Annotated in this window: 12 protein-coding genes and 1 pseudogene; 6 read left to right on the top strand and 7 right to left on the bottom strand. The window is 62.6% G+C overall.

Annotated features, from left to right (window positions below; genetic code table 11):
- Positions 1-144: 144 nt before the first annotated feature.
- From N4261_RS13440 to N4261_RS13420, 5 genes are all read left to right on the top strand, one after another.
- Positions 145-2,559 carry a phosphoketolase family protein gene (locus tag N4261_RS13440; protein ID WP_261755814.1) on the top strand — a complete coding sequence of 805 codons (2,415 nt, stop codon included), beginning with the start codon at positions 145-147 and terminating at the stop codon, positions 2,557-2,559.
- On the top strand, positions 2,556-3,644 hold the full coding sequence (locus N4261_RS13435; RefSeq protein ID WP_261755813.1) for a class I fructose-bisphosphate aldolase: 1,089 nt from the start codon (positions 2,556-2,558) through the stop codon (positions 3,642-3,644). The genes N4261_RS13440 and N4261_RS13435 overlap by 4 nt, the downstream gene beginning before the upstream one ends.
- A 170-nt stretch (positions 3,645-3,814) precedes the next feature.
- On the top strand, positions 3,815-4,429 hold the full coding sequence (locus tag N4261_RS13430) for a histidine phosphatase family protein (protein WP_261755812.1): 615 nt from the start codon (positions 3,815-3,817) through the stop codon (positions 4,427-4,429).
- A gap of 95 nt (positions 4,430-4,524) precedes the next feature.
- Complete coding sequence (locus tag N4261_RS13425; protein ID WP_261755810.1) at positions 4,525-5,124, top strand: TetR/AcrR family transcriptional regulator; 600 nt, start codon at positions 4,525-4,527, stop codon at positions 5,122-5,124.
- A 176-nt stretch (positions 5,125-5,300) separates the two neighbouring features.
- Positions 5,301-7,160, top strand: coding sequence for an AI-2E family transporter (locus N4261_RS13420; protein WP_261755809.1), 1,860 nt, complete (start codon positions 5,301-5,303; stop codon positions 7,158-7,160).
- Positions 7,161-7,492: 332 nt separating this feature from the next.
- Here N4261_RS13420 and N4261_RS13415 read toward each other — a convergent pair whose 3' ends face one another.
- The 5 genes from N4261_RS13415 to N4261_RS13395 all read right to left on the bottom strand — a co-directional run bounded on the left by N4261_RS13415 (position 7,493) and on the right by N4261_RS13395 (position 14,050).
- Positions 7,493-8,677 carry a phosphorylase family protein gene (locus N4261_RS13415; RefSeq protein WP_261755808.1) on the bottom strand — a complete coding sequence of 395 codons (1,185 nt, stop codon included), beginning with the start codon at positions 8,675-8,677 and terminating at the stop codon, positions 7,493-7,495.
- Positions 8,674-9,144, bottom strand: a complete 471-nt coding sequence (locus N4261_RS13410; protein WP_261755807.1) for a response regulator — start codon at positions 9,142-9,144, stop codon at positions 8,674-8,676. Before N4261_RS13410 ends, N4261_RS13415 begins: the two co-directional genes overlap by 4 nt.
- Positions 9,128-11,986, bottom strand: a complete 2,859-nt coding sequence (locus N4261_RS13405) for a hypothetical protein (protein WP_261755806.1) — start codon at positions 11,984-11,986, stop codon at positions 9,128-9,130. Before N4261_RS13405 ends, N4261_RS13410 begins: the two co-directional genes overlap by 17 nt.
- 454 nt (positions 11,987-12,440) lie before the next feature.
- Complete coding sequence (locus N4261_RS13400) at positions 12,441-13,334, bottom strand: OmpA family protein (protein ID WP_261755805.1); 894 nt, start codon at positions 13,332-13,334, stop codon at positions 12,441-12,443.
- A gap of 137 nt (positions 13,335-13,471) precedes the next feature.
- On the bottom strand, positions 13,472-14,050 hold the full coding sequence (locus N4261_RS13395) for a hypothetical protein (RefSeq protein WP_261755804.1): 579 nt from the start codon (positions 14,048-14,050) through the stop codon (positions 13,472-13,474).
- Between the two features lie 555 nt (positions 14,051-14,605).
- Between N4261_RS13395 and N4261_RS13390 the strand changes: the two are divergent.
- Positions 14,606-15,694: pseudogene (locus N4261_RS13390) on the top strand (IS3 family transposase).
- A gap of 72 nt (positions 15,695-15,766) precedes the next feature.
- Here the strand turns inward: N4261_RS13390 and N4261_RS13385 are convergent.
- Positions 15,767-17,047: a vanadium-dependent haloperoxidase gene (locus N4261_RS13385; RefSeq protein WP_261755803.1), complete on the bottom strand. Its 1,281-nt coding sequence runs from the start codon at positions 17,045-17,047 to the stop codon at positions 15,767-15,769.
- Positions 17,044-17,868 carry an ankyrin repeat domain-containing protein gene (locus N4261_RS13380; protein ID WP_261755802.1) on the bottom strand — a complete coding sequence of 275 codons (825 nt, stop codon included), beginning with the start codon at positions 17,866-17,868 and terminating at the stop codon, positions 17,044-17,046. Before N4261_RS13380 ends, N4261_RS13385 begins: the two co-directional genes overlap by 4 nt.

The raw sequence follows: 17,868 nt of genomic DNA, 5'->3' as shown, positions 1-17,868 counted from the left end.
GAATCCGCCCGATCGGCAAGAACCGCTCCCGACAGTGCGCATGGCGCCGATCGGGCCGGGCACGGGCACTTCTCTCGCCGACCTGCCCCGCGCATGTGCGCCAGCGCACCGATGCGAAGCCGGTGCGCGCCCTACTGTGCGTCCATGTATGTTGCGCCCACCCCTGCCGAATTGAAACGCCTGGACGCCTATTGGCGTGCGGCGAACTTCCTGTCCGTCGGACAGATCTTCCTCTGGGACAACCCGTTGCTCAAGCGGCGGTTGACCCTGGAGGATGTGAAGCCGATGCTGCTCGGGCACTGGGGCACCACGCCGGGACAGAACTTCATCTATGCCCATCTGAACCGGGTGATCAAGTCCTTCGACCTGGACATGATCTATGTCTGCGGCCCCGGCCATGGCGGCCCGGCGGTGGTGGCCAACACCTACCTGGAGGGCACCTACAGCGAGGTCTATCCGCACATCGGGCGCGACGAGGCCGGCCTGCGGCGGCTGTTCCGGCAGTTCTCCTTCCCCGGCGGCATTCCCAGCCATGCCTCGCCCGAATGCCCGGGCTCGATCCATGAAGGCGGCGAGCTGGGTTATTCGCTCAGCCATGCCTTCGGTGCTGCCTTCGACAATCCCGCGCTGTTCGTGGCCTGTGTGATCGGTGATGGCGAGGCCGAGACCGGGCCGCTGGCCACCGCCTGGCACTCCAACAAGTTTCTGGATCCGGTGACCGATGGCGCGGTGCTACCCATCCTGCATCTGAACGGCTACAAGATCGCAAGCCCTGCGGTGCTGGCCCGCATCCCGGCGGAGGAACTGACGCAGTTCCTGACCGGTTGCGGCTGGATGCCGATCTTCGTGTCCGGCCACGAGCCCGGCCCGATGCATGCGCAGATGGCCGCGGCCATGGACCAGGCGGTGCTGGAGATCCACCGCATCCAACGCCAGGCCCGCAAGTACGGTCAAGCGGCGCGGCCGCGCTGGCCGATGATCGTGCTGAACTCGCCCAAGGGCTGGACTGGGCCGCGCACGGTGGATGGCCAGCCGATGGAGGGCAACTTCCGGTCGCATCAGGTGCCGCTGCATCCGGCCGATCATCCCGGCCATCTGGCCCTGCTGGAAGACTGGCTGCACAGCTATCGCCCCGGTGAACTCTTCGATGCGGAGGGTCGGCTGGAGCCGGAGCTGGCCACGCTGGCACCGGTCGGACGACGTCGCATGGGCGCCAATCCGCATGCCAATGGCGGCCTGCTGCTGCGGGATCTGCATCTGCCCGACATCGCGTCCTACGCCGCCGAGGTGCCGGCGCCGGGATCGCCGGGCATCAGCGACACGCGGGTGCTGGGCCCGTTCCTGCGGGATGTGATGCGGCTCAATGCGGAGGCCCGCAACTTCCGGGTCTTCGGTCCGGACGAGACTGAATCCAACGGCCTGACCGCCGTGTTCGATGCCACCAATCGGCAATGGGATGCCGAGACCGCGCCCGGCGACCACTGGCTGGCGCCGCAGGGCCGGGTGATGGAAATGCTGAGCGAGCACCAGTGCCAGGGCTGGCTGGAAGGCTATCTGCTCACCGGCCGGCATGGCCTGTTCAACAGCTATGAGGCCTTCATCCACATCGTCGATTCGATGTTCAACCAGCATGCCAAATGGCTCAAGGTCAGTGCCCAAGTGCCCTGGCGGCGCAAAGTGGCGTCGCTGAACTATCTGCTGGCCTCTCATGTCTGGCGGCAGGACCACAACGGCTTCACCCATCAGGACCCGGGCTTCATCGACCATGTGGTCAACAAGAAGGCGGAGATCGTGCGGGTCTATCTGCCGCCGGATGCCAACTGCCTGCTCTCGGTGATGGACCACTGCCTGCGCAGCCGCCACGATGTCAATGTGGTGGTGGCCGGCAAGCATCCGGCGCCGCAATGGCTGACGATGCCGGCGGCAATGGCCCATTGCGCTGCGGGGATCGGTGTCTGGCATTGGGCGGGGAATGAGGTGGGGAATGAAGTGGGGACTGAGTCGACGACCGCAGCCGGCCCGGACGTCATCCTCGCCTGCTGCGGCGATGTGCCCACGCTGGAGACCCTGGCGGCGGTGTCCATCCTGCGCGAGGCGCTGCCCGAATGGACGGTCCGGGTGGTGAATGTGGTCGACCTGATGAAACTGCAGCCGCACGACGCGCATCCCCATGGCCTGAGCGATGCGGAGTACGACGCGCTGTTCACCCGCGACACGCCCGTCATCTTTGCCTTCCACGGCTATCCGTCGCTGATCCACCGCCTCACCTACCGCCGGGCCAACCATGTCCACCTGCATGTGCGCGGCTACAAGGAGGAAGGCACCATCACCACGCCCTTCGACATGACGGTGCTCAATGAGCTGGACCGCTTCCATTTGGTCATGGAGACGGTGAAGCGGGTGATGGCGGCCGGCGGTCCAGCCCGTGCCCAGGGCGAGGCCGGCGCGGCGCTGACCCGTCGACTCGAGGCCAAGCTCATCGAACATCACCGATACATCCGCGAATACGGGCGAGACCTGCCCGAGATTCGCGACTGGCGCTGGCGGCTCAGCGCATGAACGCCCTGGCCACGACCGCGCAGGCCCTGATGGCGCCTGGCAAGGGGCTGTTGGCGATGGACGAGAGCGTCTCCACCTGCGACCGGCGCCTGGCCGCCTGCGGCATTGCCCCGGGCGACGAGGCGCGGCGTCGATACCGGGAGCTGCTGGTGTCCGCGCCCGGACTGGGCGAGCGCATCAGCGGCGCCATTCTGTTCGAGGAAACCCTGCACCAGCGCAACGCCGAGGGCGTGCCGCTCATCGAGGTGCTGCGCGCGGCCGGCATCCTGCTGGGCATCAAGGTGGACATCGGCACCACGCCGCTTCCCGGCCACGCGGGCGAACGGGTGACCGAAGGGCTGGATGCCTTGGGCGCGCGGCTCGGGCGTCATGCGGCGCTGGGGGCTCGATTCGCCAAGTGGCGGGCGGTGCTGGTGATCGGCACCGACCTGCCGAGCCGCGCCTGCCTCCAGGCAAATGCGCATGCCCTGGCCCGTTACGCGGTGCTGTGCCAGGCGGCGGGGTTGGTGCCCATCGTCGAGCCGGAGGTGATGATGCAAGGCGACCACGGCCTGGCCCGTTGTGCCGAGGTCACCGAGGAGGTGCTGTGCCAGGTGTTCACACAGCTTCGAGAGCAAGGCGCGGCCCTGGATGGTCTGATCCTCAAACCGAACATGGTGCTGCCGGGTGCGTCGTTTCCAGGTCCGACCTCAGTGGGCGAAGTGGCCGATGCCACGCTGGACTGCCTGCTGCGCGTGGTGCCGGCGGCGGTGGCCGGCGTGGCCTTTCTTTCCGGCGGGCAATCGCCACTGCTGGCGACCGAGCGCCTGAATGCCCTGCACCGCCACCTCAAGCCGCCATGGCCCAGCACGATGGGGGCGCCGATCAGCCACATCGCGCCGTGGCCGCTGACGTTTTCCTTCGGACGCGCGCTGCAGGAGCCGGCGATGCAACGGTGGGCCGGTGACGACGCCCATCGTGTCGATGCCCAGGCCGCCTTGCTGCATCGGGCGCGGTGCAACGGCGCGGCGGCACTCGGGCGGTACCAGCCTGCCATGGAGGCGGACGGGCTTCCGGCCGCCGGCCCCGCCTCCTGGCGCACCTGACGGCTTGCCGGCCAACGAGGTCACCCCGCAGGCCAGCCACTCGATCGCTTCAGGCCGCGATGCGGTTCATCGGCGCCGCCGGCCTGGCGCGCGCGAGCGCCAACGCAGCAGACCCGCCCAGCCGCGTTCGCCGCCCCAGCGCCCGCCCCGGCGAGAATCGGCCACCCCGAATGAGGACCTCCGACATGGACATCTGCCTGGTGCGACACGGCGAAACCGATTGGTCCTTGACCGGCCAGCACACCGGAATCACCGATCTGGGCCTCACCCACCACGGCCAGGCGCAGGCCCGGCGGTTGGCGCCGCGGCTTCGCCAACTGGGCATCGACCATGTGCGGGTGAGTCCGCGCCTGCGTGCGCAGCAGACCTGCGCGCTGGCCGGCTTCGCGGATCGCAGCGAGATCGATCCCGATCTGGCCGAATGGGACTATGGCGCTTACGAAGGCCGACGCACCGTCGACATCCTCCGCGAGGTGCCGGACTGGGACATCTGGCGAGACGGCTGCCCGGGCGGCGAAACGCCGGAGGCGGTGCAGCATCGAATCGATCGCCTGTTGCTCCGACTGGCGCGGTTGAGCGGCCGGGTAGCCCTGTTTGCGCATGGGCAGCTCGGTGCGGCCCTGGCGGCGCGATGGATCGGGCTGCCGGTGAGCGCCGGTCAGCATTTCAGTCTGCAGACCGCGTCGGTGAGCCTGCTGGGCGTGGATCCGCGCCGACCAGACCGCAGACGGATTGACCTCTGGAATGAAGCTCCGCCCGCCGAAGGCAAGGACGGCGCGGCGTGATCGTGCAGGCTGATCGCGCAGCAAGAGCGCGCACAGAAGCCGTGCGGGAAGATGCTATCTAGACGACTGGTCTAATTAACGCCTATACTCCGCCCATGGTTGCAACAAACGATTCCTTCGACGTCCGGGACAACATCCTCGCGGTGGGTCAGCGGATCATGGCTGGCAAGGGCTTTTCGGGTGTGGGGATCAATGAGATCCTGAGCGAAGCCGGCGTGCCCAAAGGTTCCTTCTATCACTACTTCAAATCGAAGGACGCCTTCGGCGAAGCGCTGCTGGCGCGCTATTTCGAGACCTATCTGGCGGAAATCGATCAGATCATGAGCCAGCCCGGGCTCACCATGGCCCAGCGGCTGATGAACTATTTCGATTCCTGGCAGCAGAACCAGTCGTTCTCGGAATGTCAGGGCAAGTGCCTGGCGGTCAAGCTCGGGGCCGAAGTGGCGGACCTGTCCGAATCGATGCGGCTGGCCATGAAGCACGGCACCGACCAGATCATCACGCGGCTGGCCTATGCGGTGGAAGCCGGTGTGGCGGAAGGCTCGCTGAAGGTGGATGCGCCGGCGGCCGTGGTGGCGGAGAACCTCTACCAGCTCTGGCTGGGTGCGAGCGTGATGGTCAAGATCGTGCGTCAGACCGGCCCGTTCGACGCGGCCATGGCCGCCAGCCGCCAGGTGCTGCATCTGGTGTCCTGAGCCGACGCCCGGGAGGGCGACGCCGCGCTCGACAGCGCCCAACACCTGAGCCTCTGACGGTCGGGGCCGACCGGCGTCCTGACTTCGCCGCCACACTCCGGGCGCTCCTCAACCCGCCGCTCGCCCGGCTCGGACATACTCGCGCTCCATCCGCCGTGGCGTTTTGAGCGATGACCGTGTCCGCCTCCTCCCTCTCTCCCCTTGCCTCCAAGTTCCTCATCGGCGTGGCCGTGCTGGGCCTGCTGTATCTGGCCCGTGACGTACTGGAACCGGTGACCCTGGCCGCCACGCTGGCCTTTGTGCTGGCGCCGGTGGTGCGCCGCTTCCGTGGCCTCGGATTGGGGCAGGCGCCGGCGGCGATGGCCGCCTTGACCGTGGCGGGGCTGCTGATGACCGGATTGGCCATGGTGCTGGTGGCGCAGTTGGGGGCGATGTCCCGCGAGCTGCCGGCCTACGAGTCCAATGTGCGCGAGAAGATCGTGGTGCTGCGCAAGTTCACCGTCGACCAGTTGCGCGAAGCCCAGGGCCGCGCGGGACGGATGGTCGGCGACCTGGCTCCGGGTGGCAGCGTGTCGCCCTCGGCGGAGATGACGGCCGACCGCGCCGTGGGCCCGCAGCAGGAGAGCAATCCGAACGCCACCGGGCGACCCGGCCCCACCGACGACAGCGTCGAGGTGCTGCGCCAACTGGTCGCGACGCTCTGGGGACCGGTGGGCACGGTCGGCATCGTCGTGTTGGTCCTGATTTTTGCCTTGCTGGAACAGGATGCGCTGCGCGACCGCCTGATCCGCCTGCTCGGCGGCACCGATGTGCGGGCGGCCACCAGCGCGGTCAACGATGCGGGGCAGCGGCTGTCGCGCTATTTTGTTTCCCAGTTCTCGGTGAACCTGGGCGTGGCCGTGGTGATCGGCGCCCTGCTGGCCTTGCTGGGCGTGCCGCATGCAGCGGTCTGGGCGGTGCTGGCCGGCCTGCTGCGCTTCATTCCCTATGTGGGCTTCCCGGCAGCGGCGGTCTGCGCTTGTCTGATGGCGGCCGCGATGTCGCCCGGCTGGGACCTGGTGTGGTCGACGGGTCTCGTGTTTCTGGGCGTGGAGCTGCTGGTGGCGCATGTGATCGAGCCGCAGCTGTACGGCCATGCCACCGGCCTGTCGCCGTTTTCGGTGGTGGTCTCGGCGATTTTCTGGAGCGCGCTGTGGGGGCCGGTGGGGCTGCTGTTGTCCACGCCGCTGACGCTGTGTTTGGTGGTGGCGGGACGGCATGTCCCCGCCCTCGCCTTCCTCGACATCCTGCTGGGCGACGCGCCGGCGCTCAATCTGGCGCAGCGCTTCTACCAGCGCGGCCTGAGCGGTGATTCGGTGGAGATCCTGGCCGATGCGCGCAGCTTCTTGCGCCGCAAGTCGCTGGCGGTCTACTGCGATCGGGTGGTGCTGCCGGCGTTCCACATGGCGCGGCAGGACTTTGAGCAGAACCTGATCACGCCCGAGCAGCGCCAGGCGGCGCAGTCGGTCATCTTGCAGGTGTTCGGGGAGTTGGGCCACCTGCCTCGCCCGCGTCCGGGGCGTGCCTCACGCGGTGCGGTACTGGACGGCGACCTGGGCCTGCGGATGCGCCAGGATCGGGTGGCCACCGAAGGCCGCTGGCAGGGCCGCCTGGATGTGCCCGCCGGCTCGCTGCTGATGTGCATCAGCATGGACGACGCGGAGGCCCATCTCATCGCCGAGCTGTTGGTGCGGGTGCTGCGCAGCGAGCAATTCGATGCGCGCCACATCACTGTCCAGGAACTGGCGGAGCCGCCGGACGGCGCCCGCGCCGAGTCAGTGGGCTCGGTGTTTGTGGTCGGCGCGCGGGATGATCGGGTGAACAGCGCGGATGCGCAGTTGCTCAATCACGTGCTGTCTGAATTGCCCGGTGTGCATCGGGTGTCGGTGCTACCGGGACAGCGCACCCTGGTCGACCAGATCAGCGCCGAGCTGCCGCACCGCACCGCCTACAGCTTCGAAGAGATCATCGGGCTGCTGCATCAGAAGCAGGGCTGATGCTGTTCGGTCCGATGCGTTCCGTCGCGGGGGGATGGAGGTGAGCGTCCGACGTTATTGGGAAGTCTGGATCGGGGCAATGGATGCTCTTGTCCGCGTCGACGTGAACGGACCCCAGAGGTTTGGACAGGCAGTGTTTGTGGCTGGGTGATGATCGACAGCTGGGTTGGGCAAAACATCGGGAGCGGCTTTGCAGCGGTTGCAGAACTTCGGTTTGCTGAGTCGGCAGTCAGCAATGTGGACAAAGCCGAACCTCAGCGAACTACAGCAGTAGGTGATTGCCGCACTTCAAGATTGGTCAGCGATCACAGGTTCGCAGCTGGCGCCAGCTCTCATTTCCAGACGTCGGCGACGCCGGCTCGGATGGCCGCAACCACGTACTTTGCCGAGAGCAAGCAGGCGATACGGTGGAACGCGTCGCCCTTGTTATTGCCGCCATCGTCCACCACCGCCTTGGCCGCAAAGAATGCGGTTCGACGGCGGGCCTGCCTGGCCGCTTCATAGACGGAGTAAACCTCCATGTCGAAGCCAGCGAGCTTTCGCTGGCCAACAGTCAACGTGGCAGTCTTGCCCTCCTCAGCAATGACCGCGCTGCCACTGCTGGTCGGCGCGCCGGTCTTGATGGCGCAGCCGATGCGCTCCTTGCCCTCGGGGATTTCGGCCTTCGCAGGGTTCAGCCCATCCAGCAGTGAGGCGATCACGGCCTCGTCAGACGCGACCTCAATGAGCTTGTTATTGACGTCTACGTCCAACTGCACGTGGAAATGGTCTGCCTTGAAGCCCGTCGTACTCCATTTGCCGGCGTCATGCTGATGGCAGATCTGCGTGACCAGCAAGTCGTACATGTCCGCCTCGCCAGCCACTCCGCCGCAGATTCCGCTCATGCAGATCAAGCGCGGCTCAAATCGGTCAAGCGCAAAGGCGGAAGAAATAGCTGATGCGACTAGCCCCATGCGCTGAGGCTGAACAATGACTGCCTTGTAGGGGCCAATCTCGACGTCTCGACACAGGAGCCCCGAAATGCCCCGGACTGTCCCCCACTTGTCGACAAGGCTCTGGAAGGCGGTCGCCTCCTTCTCTAGGGCGCAGACGATGACCACGTCGAACTTTTTGTCCGGCTGTGCGCTCAGAAGCTTGCGCTTCAGGGCTTCCCGCCACTCGCCGTGTTCGTTGAACGGAATCACGTTGATATCGACCAGGTTCAAGTTGTGGACGAAGTCGCCGCTGTCAGCGCTGTACCGGGTCAGCACGATTGCCGGGGTCCTGAACGACTTGCTGCCGTAATCCCGGGTTGTCGCGACCAAGACGTCGGTGTGGTCTTCGACGGTGCTGTCCTTCTGCGAGCGAGGAACGAAAAGGTCCAGCAGGATCAGGTCGAACTTGGCGTTTGAGACCGCCATCGAGTAGGACAGCCAGTTCCTCTCTCGCTGGATGCATGCGTCAGGAACGACAACTTTGATGTGCGCGGCGATTTCATCGAACTTGCCATCCTCGTCTTCCAACACCAGAATTTTCATAGCCGTTCCAGAATCCCCAGGATGTCAGCTTTCCACTGGCTATCGTTCTCCAAATAACGAACACAGCCGGCAACGTCGATATCGAACTTATCAAGTATTTCCTGTTTGGCCCGATCTACCGGAATAGGGAGCGATTCAATGTCAATATCGGGATACTGGGTTAAAATTATGCAAGGAGTGCTGGCGCCTGAATAAACAATTTCGAATAAGACATCTAGACCACCCGACGAGAGCGGAAACGGCGAGCCAGCACCTTTCTCAGGCTCGTGGCTGTGGATTGACATATCGATGATCGCTAAGTCAAAACTATGCAAACCCAATAGCGCTGTTGCGGATGCTAGCGCTTGGCATTGAAATACTATCACCTTACCAGCAAATATTTGATTTAGATAGTTGCGGATACCCTCCATCTTGAATGGGTCATCCTCGACAATCAGGCATTTTACAGCGTTAGTGTTCGAGAGCATAAATGAACCTAACCCTTACCTCATTCCCGACAACTTCGTACTGCTGCAGCTCAAATTTAGGGTGGTTGTGCGACAACAGTAGCAGCTTCGATATTCCACTCTTTCTGTCGTACATGTTGGCGTCCATGAAGTCTGCTTTTTTGCGCTCTTCGATTATTTGCGAAACTACATTGGGATCGTCCGTCGGTTTGATTGAAGAGCTGATCTCGACGACGAGCCGCTTGCCCTTTTCACGCACAATCTCGAAGTTGCGTTTCAACGGTCGGCTGCGGTCCGCATAATTGGCCGCATTGCCGACGACAATGGCGAGGGAATCGTAGATCAAGTGGTAGAACTCGCCAACGAGTTCGATCTGCTCCTTGCTTGCGTCAGCAGCCTGCGGGTCAAAGTCGGGAATGGTGTCCTTCACCTCGGCCACAGTCGCGTCGAAAAGCAGCGAAACCGTCGCAATGGGCGCCACAATAGACGGCCGTTTAAACCAGCCGAACATGGCTGCGAGCTTGCGATCGATAGAAAGCTCAAGTTCACGCTTGAACATTTCCGCAAGCCGTGCCTCACCCAGCGCTACTGAAGGCACAAGCTCTTCCTGAAGGAACTTCTCGTTCTTTAAGGACGTCTGCTGTGCCTTCAGATGGCGGGTGATTGCGACCAGATCCAACTCTGCGAGGCGCCAACAATAGTCGATCATGGTCTGATCGATGTCGGCCGTTGATGTAGTCTCCACGTAGTTGCTGCTGATGTTCTTCACCGCCGCCGCAAGGATTTCCTGCTTAGCAGGGCCATACGTCTCCGGCGTCAACAGTCCCAAGGGTTTGGCTTTTGAATACACATGCAGGCGCTCTGAAATAATGGCCTCGACAGCCTTGTTGTAGAGCCCTTTCCAAACATCCCATTTCTCATTAAATTTTGAGTTCTGGAATAGCTGCTGAAAACGCTCGGATTTTTCGAGCGAATTGATAACGCTTGAATACAAATGCCCATGGAACGTGCCGTGCCGAATTCGTCGGCCGAGATATGACGCTATGCCAAAAACAGCGTTCGAAACAAACGCGTTGTACGCCTGCCGCATTAGCATCGAAAGCGTCGTCTCGTCGCAAGTGATCGCGATGCCCTTCTTACCAGAACCGGTGGACGTTAACGCATTATTGAGTTCGATAGTCATCTCGTCCTCGACCCACGAGGAAAATCGCGAGGGGTCGACATAGATGCGGTGATCATCGATTTCGTTGCGAACCCGATTAATCTGGTGGTCGATACGGACCGCGCGAGCACGCTGCAGGAAATGCTCGTCGCCTTTGAAGCTCGCCATCCACTCGTGGAGTGAGGCTCGAATTTCAGGAATATCGGCGCGGTGCGGCGCCAGGCGTGTGAGCTTGGCCAGAAAATCTTCCGTGGCAAGGTCGTAGATGTATTCCGAAACGTAGGGGTGGGATTTTTCGTAGGACCGAACCAGCTCGACTAATGAGCCGTTGTGATACTGGAATGCAGTCTCCTCCAGCAGCTTTCTCAGTAGAAAGCTGTCCAACTCGTTTTTGCTGCGTTTGGTTAACAAGAGCAATAGGATCAGCCTGACCAAACTATCCTTGGACAGCTTGGCGGCCGTGCGCACCGCCTTGATGGGCACCGTCCGCGCCAAGTCGCGCGTCACGCCCATGAGTTTCAGCAGATCCTCTTTCTCGAACCCGATCTGGCCTTCCGACTCGGCGAGCCAGTAGTTGAACAAGGCTGATCGCGTTGCAGTGCCGGACAACTCCAATCGGGCCAGGGCTTTATAGCCGTGTTGGGTGAAAGTCTTGCCGCTAACTAAGTCATGCGGCGTCGGATCGCCAACCCAGTCGCGGAGCTGTTGCTCTAAATCTGGCGGCAGTTCACCAACCTCTTCGGGTGAAACGTCGTAGTAGTTGTCTATGAGGATCCGATACCGGCGAACCGGCTCGTATTCCAGCCATGCGCTGCACTGCTTGAACAGTGCGTATTCGCTCTCGTCGTCGTCGGGCTCGTAGGTGCCCACCAGGGGCTCAAAGAGGTTATCTGGCCCAAGGGCCCGGGCGACTTCTGCCAAAGCCGGGTAGTCCTCGATCTGAAAAAGGTGGGCGTTGAATTTTGCGAGGATCACCGCGTCGATCAGCGAGCATTTTTCGACCTCGGATAGAAAAGCGACTAGGTCCTCTGCCGATGAGGCAAATGGCAAAACCGAGAGCCGAGAAATCGTTCTGGTGTAGCGATTGATAGCGCCTTTATCAGGAATATTTAGGATGGACCGCTTGATGGTCAGGATATTCTGATCAAGCGAGTATGCGTGAATGAGCGACGCAACAGGCGCATTCTTGATTCCCGCTATCAGCACGAGTTCTTCTATGCGCTCGTCGACAGTTCCCTTGGGCAGGTTCTCCCGGATAAGAACGACGCGGCGCAGAAGGGCATGGCTCCAGCCCGACGATTCGATCGTCGCGGCGATACGATCACGGGAGGCAGCGATGTTACGTTCGGCATAGAGCCGGTCGATGTCTTGCAGTTGTTGCGCGAGTTGGAGTAGGCGTTCCTTGTAGGTGACAACGCTAGCTTCGATCCCGCTGAGCAGTTCAGGCAGCCCGACGTCAACGAGGGACCGCAGAATATCGACGAACGGTGCGGTCTTCGGGAAGGGCGTCGATATCGTGACGGCCTTCAGCAGAGCCGGCGAGTTCAGGATGCCATCGAGGGCGATCGATTGATCTTTGCCCAATGTACTCCGAAGTGCTGCAAGGCCCGCGATTGCATTCGCGTCGCCCCGGCCGAGGATGGCCCGGACCTTGTTCCGTGTCTTCTTGTCGAGCCGCTTAAGTTCTTCAAACCTGCGCATCTGAAAGGTTCCCTGGGAAGCGTGCGTCCACCGTATTCGGCCTAACGACGAGTCTCAATGTTAATGGGCTTACGCTGCACTGAACCTCTCACTCCGCCGCCTGCCCGGAAGCAGAAGTTTTCCGATTTGTGCGAGGTTGTCGAGGCTAGGACTTGTGGCGAGGAGTGGCGGTCGTAGCCGCCGCGCCGTCTGCCGCCGTCAAGCTCGGGCTTCGGCTTTGGGCACCAAGCTGCCGTCAAGGTTGCGGAATCGAGGTGCAGCGAAGTGCCCATAGCCAAGTATTTGCCTTGGCTTGGTGCCTCCGACGCCAGATTGACCCGGCATGCCCACCACGGTTACCTAGTTAACGTCTAAAGGGGCTTTGTGATCAGAGGGGCATTCGACGGTGGGCGCAAGGACCATAACGAGGTCAGTCTTTGCCTAGCGCACACAGATACGGACTGAAATTCCCTGGTTACGGGTCGTTGACAGGAGAGCGAAGCCGGCCATACACAGTCACCTCGACGACTCGATCGTTCACAGGTGAACCGGAACTGCGCTCGCCGCCAGCGCGAACTTTGATGTTGCTTGGGTCGAGCTTTAGGTCCTGTGCAAGGAACTTCTGAACTTCGTTTGCGCGGGCCCAGCTGATTCCAAGATTAGCCAATGGCCCTCCGGTGGCGTCTGCGTAGCCGTCCAGTTCGATTTTGTAGTCGTCCCGCTCCGAAAAGCGAGACAGATCCCGCCTCAATACGCCAATCGCCGCACCGTCGAGGGAAATTGGTTTCTCACGGCTGAATTTCACCGTGAGGTTTGCGATCCGCTTCCACGATAGCGATGAGGGCTTTGGCGCGAGGTCCTTCACAAGAACCCGCAATTGTAGGACTTCGGCCTGAAGCTGTTGCTGCAAATGGCTCGTTCCCTGCACAGCGGCGAGGATTCGCTTATTTGAAGATGAGAGCCCATCACTGAACGTGGTGGAGAGACTCCCGAGATCGTCCCTCAAAGCGGCATAGTCCTCGTTCGTCGCGTTTTTCGCTCGCGCGAGCAATTCATCGGGCTCCAAAGTCGCCTGCGCGGACGCGCCAAGAAGTTCTGCAAGCCTCGCCGAATGCCTCGCAAGCTCCTCAAGGTTCTGCGTCAACTTCTTGAGGGTATCGTGATTTTCTAGCTGAAGGTCTTCTGTGCTTGCCAGAGCGAAATCGGTCTGGGCTTTGGCCCAGGTCTCTTCGTCGATTTCCCTAAGCGCGAACTGTCGGCAAAGCCTATCCAGCGAGATCTGACGCTCTGCCGCGGCCGCTGAAAACTTGTAAGTTGGTCCTATGTAAAGACCCGCCCGAGATGCCGAGGCCCTAAGAGACGCAGACATCTCGTAGTTCTTCCCAACAACATTTTTGATTTCTGTGCACTGCTGCGTCACCCGGGGGTCTTCTTTAGGTGATATGCAGCAGCCAGGCAATATAGCCGCGACTACGAGGAAATGGGCTCTCGTCTTTGCCACTGTCGCTACTTCATGCATTCCTGCGCTGCCTTGGTTGCCTCGGTGCCGGCTGGCATACCGATCATTCTCGTGGCCTGCGCTTCGGTCCACAGATCGATCTTTGCATTTCGCGGCCCGTACTGGCTTGTAGGCGAGAAGTACTTGTTGAGCACGGGAAGCACCGCTGCGGCTAAATGCTGAATGGCTGGTGCATTTTGGGCAAGAGACGCCCGCACGAGCTTGCCGCACGCGTTGACGCCTACTCCCGCAATCGATGCTTCGAGGTATGCCCTCACGGAGTCCTCCAGGAGGAAGTTCTCCTTGGGAAGGGTTTGAACGTACTTGGACAATCCCTTCATTTCTGGCTCGAGAGGCTGTTTCTGCGGATACGGATTGAGCGCGTTTCCAGCAGCGACACTGTCGGCATACGAGACAAAGAACATCCCGGCCGTTGACTGGATGTCGCCAACAGCACTTTCCCAGGCATCCATGAGTGCCTGTTTGTCTACGCCGATGGTTGTATCGGCCGCGATGCCCTCCTTTACGAAGCATCCGTAGCCATCCAGTACCTCCCGAACCACCGAGGGTGCCATCGCCGCGTACATTGACCGTGAGTACTCAACTCCAGCGCCGACTGGCTTCAGCGCCAAAATCGGCGCTGGCACGGTAACAGCTAGCTTACCGACTAGTTGTTTGAACCGAACCGTGTACGGTATGGGTTCGCATGCAGCGAACGATGCCCCATTTAGGACTAACAGAGCTATGCCAATAAGCTGCGTGTGCAATCGCATGTCGTGCTCCCTCTTTTGCGTCGATCCTAACGGTCGATGCAACGGCGTGCAACAGATTGTTATAGGGAGTAAACGTGAGTGCCGCATTCTTGGCAGACCATCGCCGTTGTATGAGGGAGCGAGCGCCCTCAATTGAATTTCGGTCTAGCTTGCGTGATCCGAGGTCAACGGCCAAGGGTTGCCCTCTTTGGCTGCACATTCCTTGGCATTCTCTGGCTCGTCTACTGGGATGGAAGGTCCGCTTCGGCGCGCTTGCCCCTTACTTGGCAACCGAGAGCCATGCCACTGACCTCTGTGCGTGCTATTGACCTGCCCGGTTCCTCCGACACATTGATTTCCAGAGAAGATGGCTCATCCCAAGCAGAGCCCATGAGAAAGAGTCAATTCACGGAAGAGCAGATGGTGGCAATCCTGCGCGAGGCAGACCGCACCACGGTGGCCGAGGCGGCCAAGAAGCATAAGGTCAGTGAGCCCACGATCTACGCTTGGTATAAGCACTTCGGTCAGTTGGATGTCTCTGACGTCAAACGCCTGAAGGCCCTGGAGCTGGAAAACAGCCGGCTCAAGAAGCTGCTGGCCGAGCGTGACCTGGACATCGAGATCCTGAAGGAGATCAACGCTAAAAAATGGTGAGCCCGCCGGCTCGACGTGCCCAGGTCGACTTCGCTCGCGAACGTGGCCTGAGCTTGCTTCGGGCTTGCGGGCTCATCGGCATGTCGCGAGCCACACCCAGCTATAAGCCCCGCCTGCCGGCCAAGGATGCGCCGGTAGTCGAGGCGATGAGGGAGTTGTCGGCCCAGCACCCCAGCTACGGCCACCGGCGCATCCGCATCTTCCTGCATCGACGCGGTTTCGAGCTGCACTGGTCGCGCACGCATCGGTTGTGGCGCCAGGCGGGCCTGGCTGGTGCCCAGGAAGCGTTTGCGCAGGCGGATTGCGTCCAAGCGGCCGCGCGTGCACTCGCCCTTCAAGGCGAACATGGTCTGGGCCTATGACTTCGTCTTTGACACGACGGCCACCGGCCAGCAGCTCAAGTGCCTGACCTTTATCGACGAGTACACCCGCGAGTGCCTAGCCATCGACGTGGTCGGCTCCATCCGCTCCAAGCGCGAGATCGAGGTGCTGTCGCACGGTGCTCCGCTGTTCATGCGCGCGGACAACGGGCCGGAGTTCGTCAGCCTGGCGATTCTGGAATGGATCGCCGGCGCTGGCATCGCGACCCTGCTTAACGATCCTGGCAAGCCCTGGCAGAACGGCGCCGACGATAGCTTCAACGGCAAGTTCCGCGACGAGTGCCTGTCCGTCGAATGGTTCCGCTCGCACCGCGAGGCCAAGGTCGTCATCGAATCCTGGCGTCAGCACTACAACGAGGTCAGGCCGCACAGTAGCCCGCAATACTTGACCCCGATGGAGTTCAAGCAGCAACTCCATCAAGACCTGCAACCCGCCGTCTTCTAGGAATTACTTTCTCGGAATTCCCGAGCTGGTCAGTGACGCGGAGGGGTCAGCGCCCATCCCATGGCCTACCAATCAAGCCGCAATCAGCTTCAGCACCTTCTGCGCCACCTTGCGGCCGGTCATCAGCCCGTCGTCGTTATCGTGCCGGAAGTGGATACCGCCCAGCAAGCGCGAAAGCGCCGCTTCCTCGGCCATCGCCTCCATGGCTGCCGAGCGCGACGGGATGTAGGTGCCGATGACCCGCCCCCCCGCGCCGCTGAAGGTCGCATGACCGGAGGTATAACCCGGGAACGGCGGCGTCAGGATGGCCGAGCGGAAGGTCACGTTCAGCAGCCGCTTGGCGGCGGTGATCGGACGCGCCGTCCAGTAGTGGTACTTGGTTTCCCAGCAGGCGATGAAGCCATCGGCCATGGCCACGTTCAGATGCAGGAACAGCCGGGTGGTGGTCTCTTCGTCCAGCTTGGCGGCCAGGGCCTCGTCGATGGCGATGTTGTTCCAGTGCCCCGGCGGCGTCACCGAGCCGTGTCCGTCCACCCAGAACTTGGCAATGCGCAGCTCTTCCGGTGTGAGGTTCTTGTTGATGCGGATGACCTCTTCCAGGTCGGCCATGTGCCGCGGCGAGCCGTATTCGGGCGGTTTGGGGCGGAACTCCGCGTTGTCCACCAGGCTCCAGGTGCGCCATTGCGGCGCGAACGGCTCATCGGGCGGGTAGTAGTGATAGGGCTCGGTCGGCTCCCAGGAACTGGGTCCGAAGTAGCGCCCTTCCCCGTAATACTGCAGCCGCACGCCGTTCCAGCCGCGCTGGGCGCCGTCGGTATCGCCGTGGCGCACCACCTGCTGACCGATCGACTCGCCCAGCTTCAGCGCAGCCTTGGTGTCGTTGGACAGGCTGTCCTTCGCCGCCCCGCTCACTCGCGCGGCCACACAGGTGGCGATGCGGTCGAAGGCCTTCTCTTCGGCATTGAACAGGTAGCCCATCACCTGCGCTGCGGCCATCGGCACCACCAGACGCGGATTCATCTGCATGTCGAGCGCGCATTGACGTGCGTCGTGCATCGCCACATGCAGCAGCGCCAGCCCGCGTGCGGCGCGGGTCGGCGAGATCTTGTGCTTCACATGCCGGTCGAGCTGCAGACGCGTCAGCGGCACGGTGAGCGGTTCACGCTTCCAGCGCTCCACGATGAGATCGGCTTCCGCATCCGCAGCGGCCCAGGCATGGAACACCGAAGTGGGCGGCACGGTCCAGCGGGCATCGCTGGGCGTGGTCTCGTAGCGAAGCACGGTGTTGCCGGCCCACGAGGGCGCGCTCAGGCACAGGGCGCCGGGAAGTGCGAGAAAGTGACGTCGTTTCATTGGGGAGCGGTGGCAGCGGCAGAACTCGAGGCGGCAGCGCCGCCAGCGGCGGTCGCAGGGGCCTGCTCGAGAAGTTGAACAAGGTCGGTGCGCCCGATGCGTCGGGCCAGGTCCAGCGGCGTCTGGCCGTAGACATTGGCCTGCTGCGTCGCGCCGGCGGCCAGCAAGGCCTTCACCACCGGGCTCTGCCCCGCCTGGACCGCCAGGCTGAGGGGCGAAGCCACCTTCGGATCGGCCGGATTGACCGTCGCGCCCTTGGCCAGCAGCAGTTGCACCAGCTTGAGATGCCCGCAGGCGGAGGCCAGCGCCAGCGGCGTGTAGCCCTGCCAGTCCACCGGATTCACCGGGGCGCCGGCGTTCAACAGTTGCACGGCGACCCGCTCATGGCCCTGGGCCGCGGCGTTGTGCAAGGGCGTGACCTGCCGCACAGGCTCGACCGATGCCGCAGGCACCCCGGCAGCGAGCAGCCAGCCGACGATGGTCGCATCCCCTTGGGCAGCGTATTGCACCAGCCGCTCGGCGGTCGGGGCCAGGCCTTGCTCGGCGAGCTTGGCCCGTGCGGCCGCGCGGCTCGCTTCCGTCGGCGGCGCCATCAGCGGTGTGGCCTGACTGGAGGTCGGTGCCGTGACCGGCGCGGCCCGGGAGGCAACGGCCTGCGGGCTCGAGGTCGCTTCCGCGGCCCGAGCCTGGTGCGGGAGCGCCAGGCCGGCCAGACTGATCAGCCCGACCAGGGCCATCGCGTTCCACGAGGCCGCCCGGGCCTCCGACCGACGGCTTTGTGCCGCCCGCCCCGAGGGGCGGTCATTCATCATCTCGACCAT

This window comes from Roseateles amylovorans (assembly GCF_025398155.2).
GTDB lineage: Bacteria > Pseudomonadota > Gammaproteobacteria > Burkholderiales > Burkholderiaceae_C > Roseateles > Roseateles amylovorans.
Note: the sequence above shows the minus strand (reverse complement) of the source record. Positions and strands in the feature narration are given on the sequence as shown.

Coding starts and splice junctions, on each gene's coding strand:
- N4261_RS13440 (WP_261755814.1), top strand. CDS start 145: ATGTATGTTGCGCCCACCCCTGCCGAATTGAAACGCCTGGACGCCTAT.
- N4261_RS13435 (WP_261755813.1), top strand. CDS start 2,556: ATGAACGCCCTGGCCACGACCGCGCAGGCCCTGATGGCGCCTGGCAAG.
- N4261_RS13430 (WP_261755812.1), top strand. CDS start 3,815: ATGAGGACCTCCGACATGGACATCTGCCTGGTGCGACACGGCGAAACC.
- N4261_RS13425 (WP_261755810.1), top strand. CDS start 4,525: ATGGTTGCAACAAACGATTCCTTCGACGTCCGGGACAACATCCTCGCG.
- N4261_RS13415 (WP_261755808.1), bottom strand. CDS start 8,677: ATGAAAATTCTGGTGTTGGAAGACGAGGATGGCAAGTTCGATGAAATC.
- N4261_RS13410 (WP_261755807.1), bottom strand. CDS start 9,144: ATGCTCTCGAACACTAACGCTGTAAAATGCCTGATTGTCGAGGATGAC.
- N4261_RS13405 (WP_261755806.1), bottom strand. CDS start 11,986: ATGCGCAGGTTTGAAGAACTTAAGCGGCTCGACAAGAAGACACGGAAC.
- N4261_RS13400 (WP_261755805.1), bottom strand. CDS start 13,334: ATGTCTGCGTCTCTTAGGGCCTCGGCATCTCGGGCGGGTCTTTACATA.
- N4261_RS13395 (WP_261755804.1), bottom strand. CDS start 14,050: ATGTACGCGGCGATGGCACCCTCGGTGGTTCGGGAGGTACTGGATGGC.
- N4261_RS13385 (WP_261755803.1), bottom strand. CDS start 17,047: ATGAAACGACGTCACTTTCTCGCACTTCCCGGCGCCCTGTGCCTGAGC.
- N4261_RS13380 (WP_261755802.1), bottom strand. CDS start 17,868: ATGGTCGAGATGATGAATGACCGCCCCTCGGGGCGGGCGGCACAAAGC.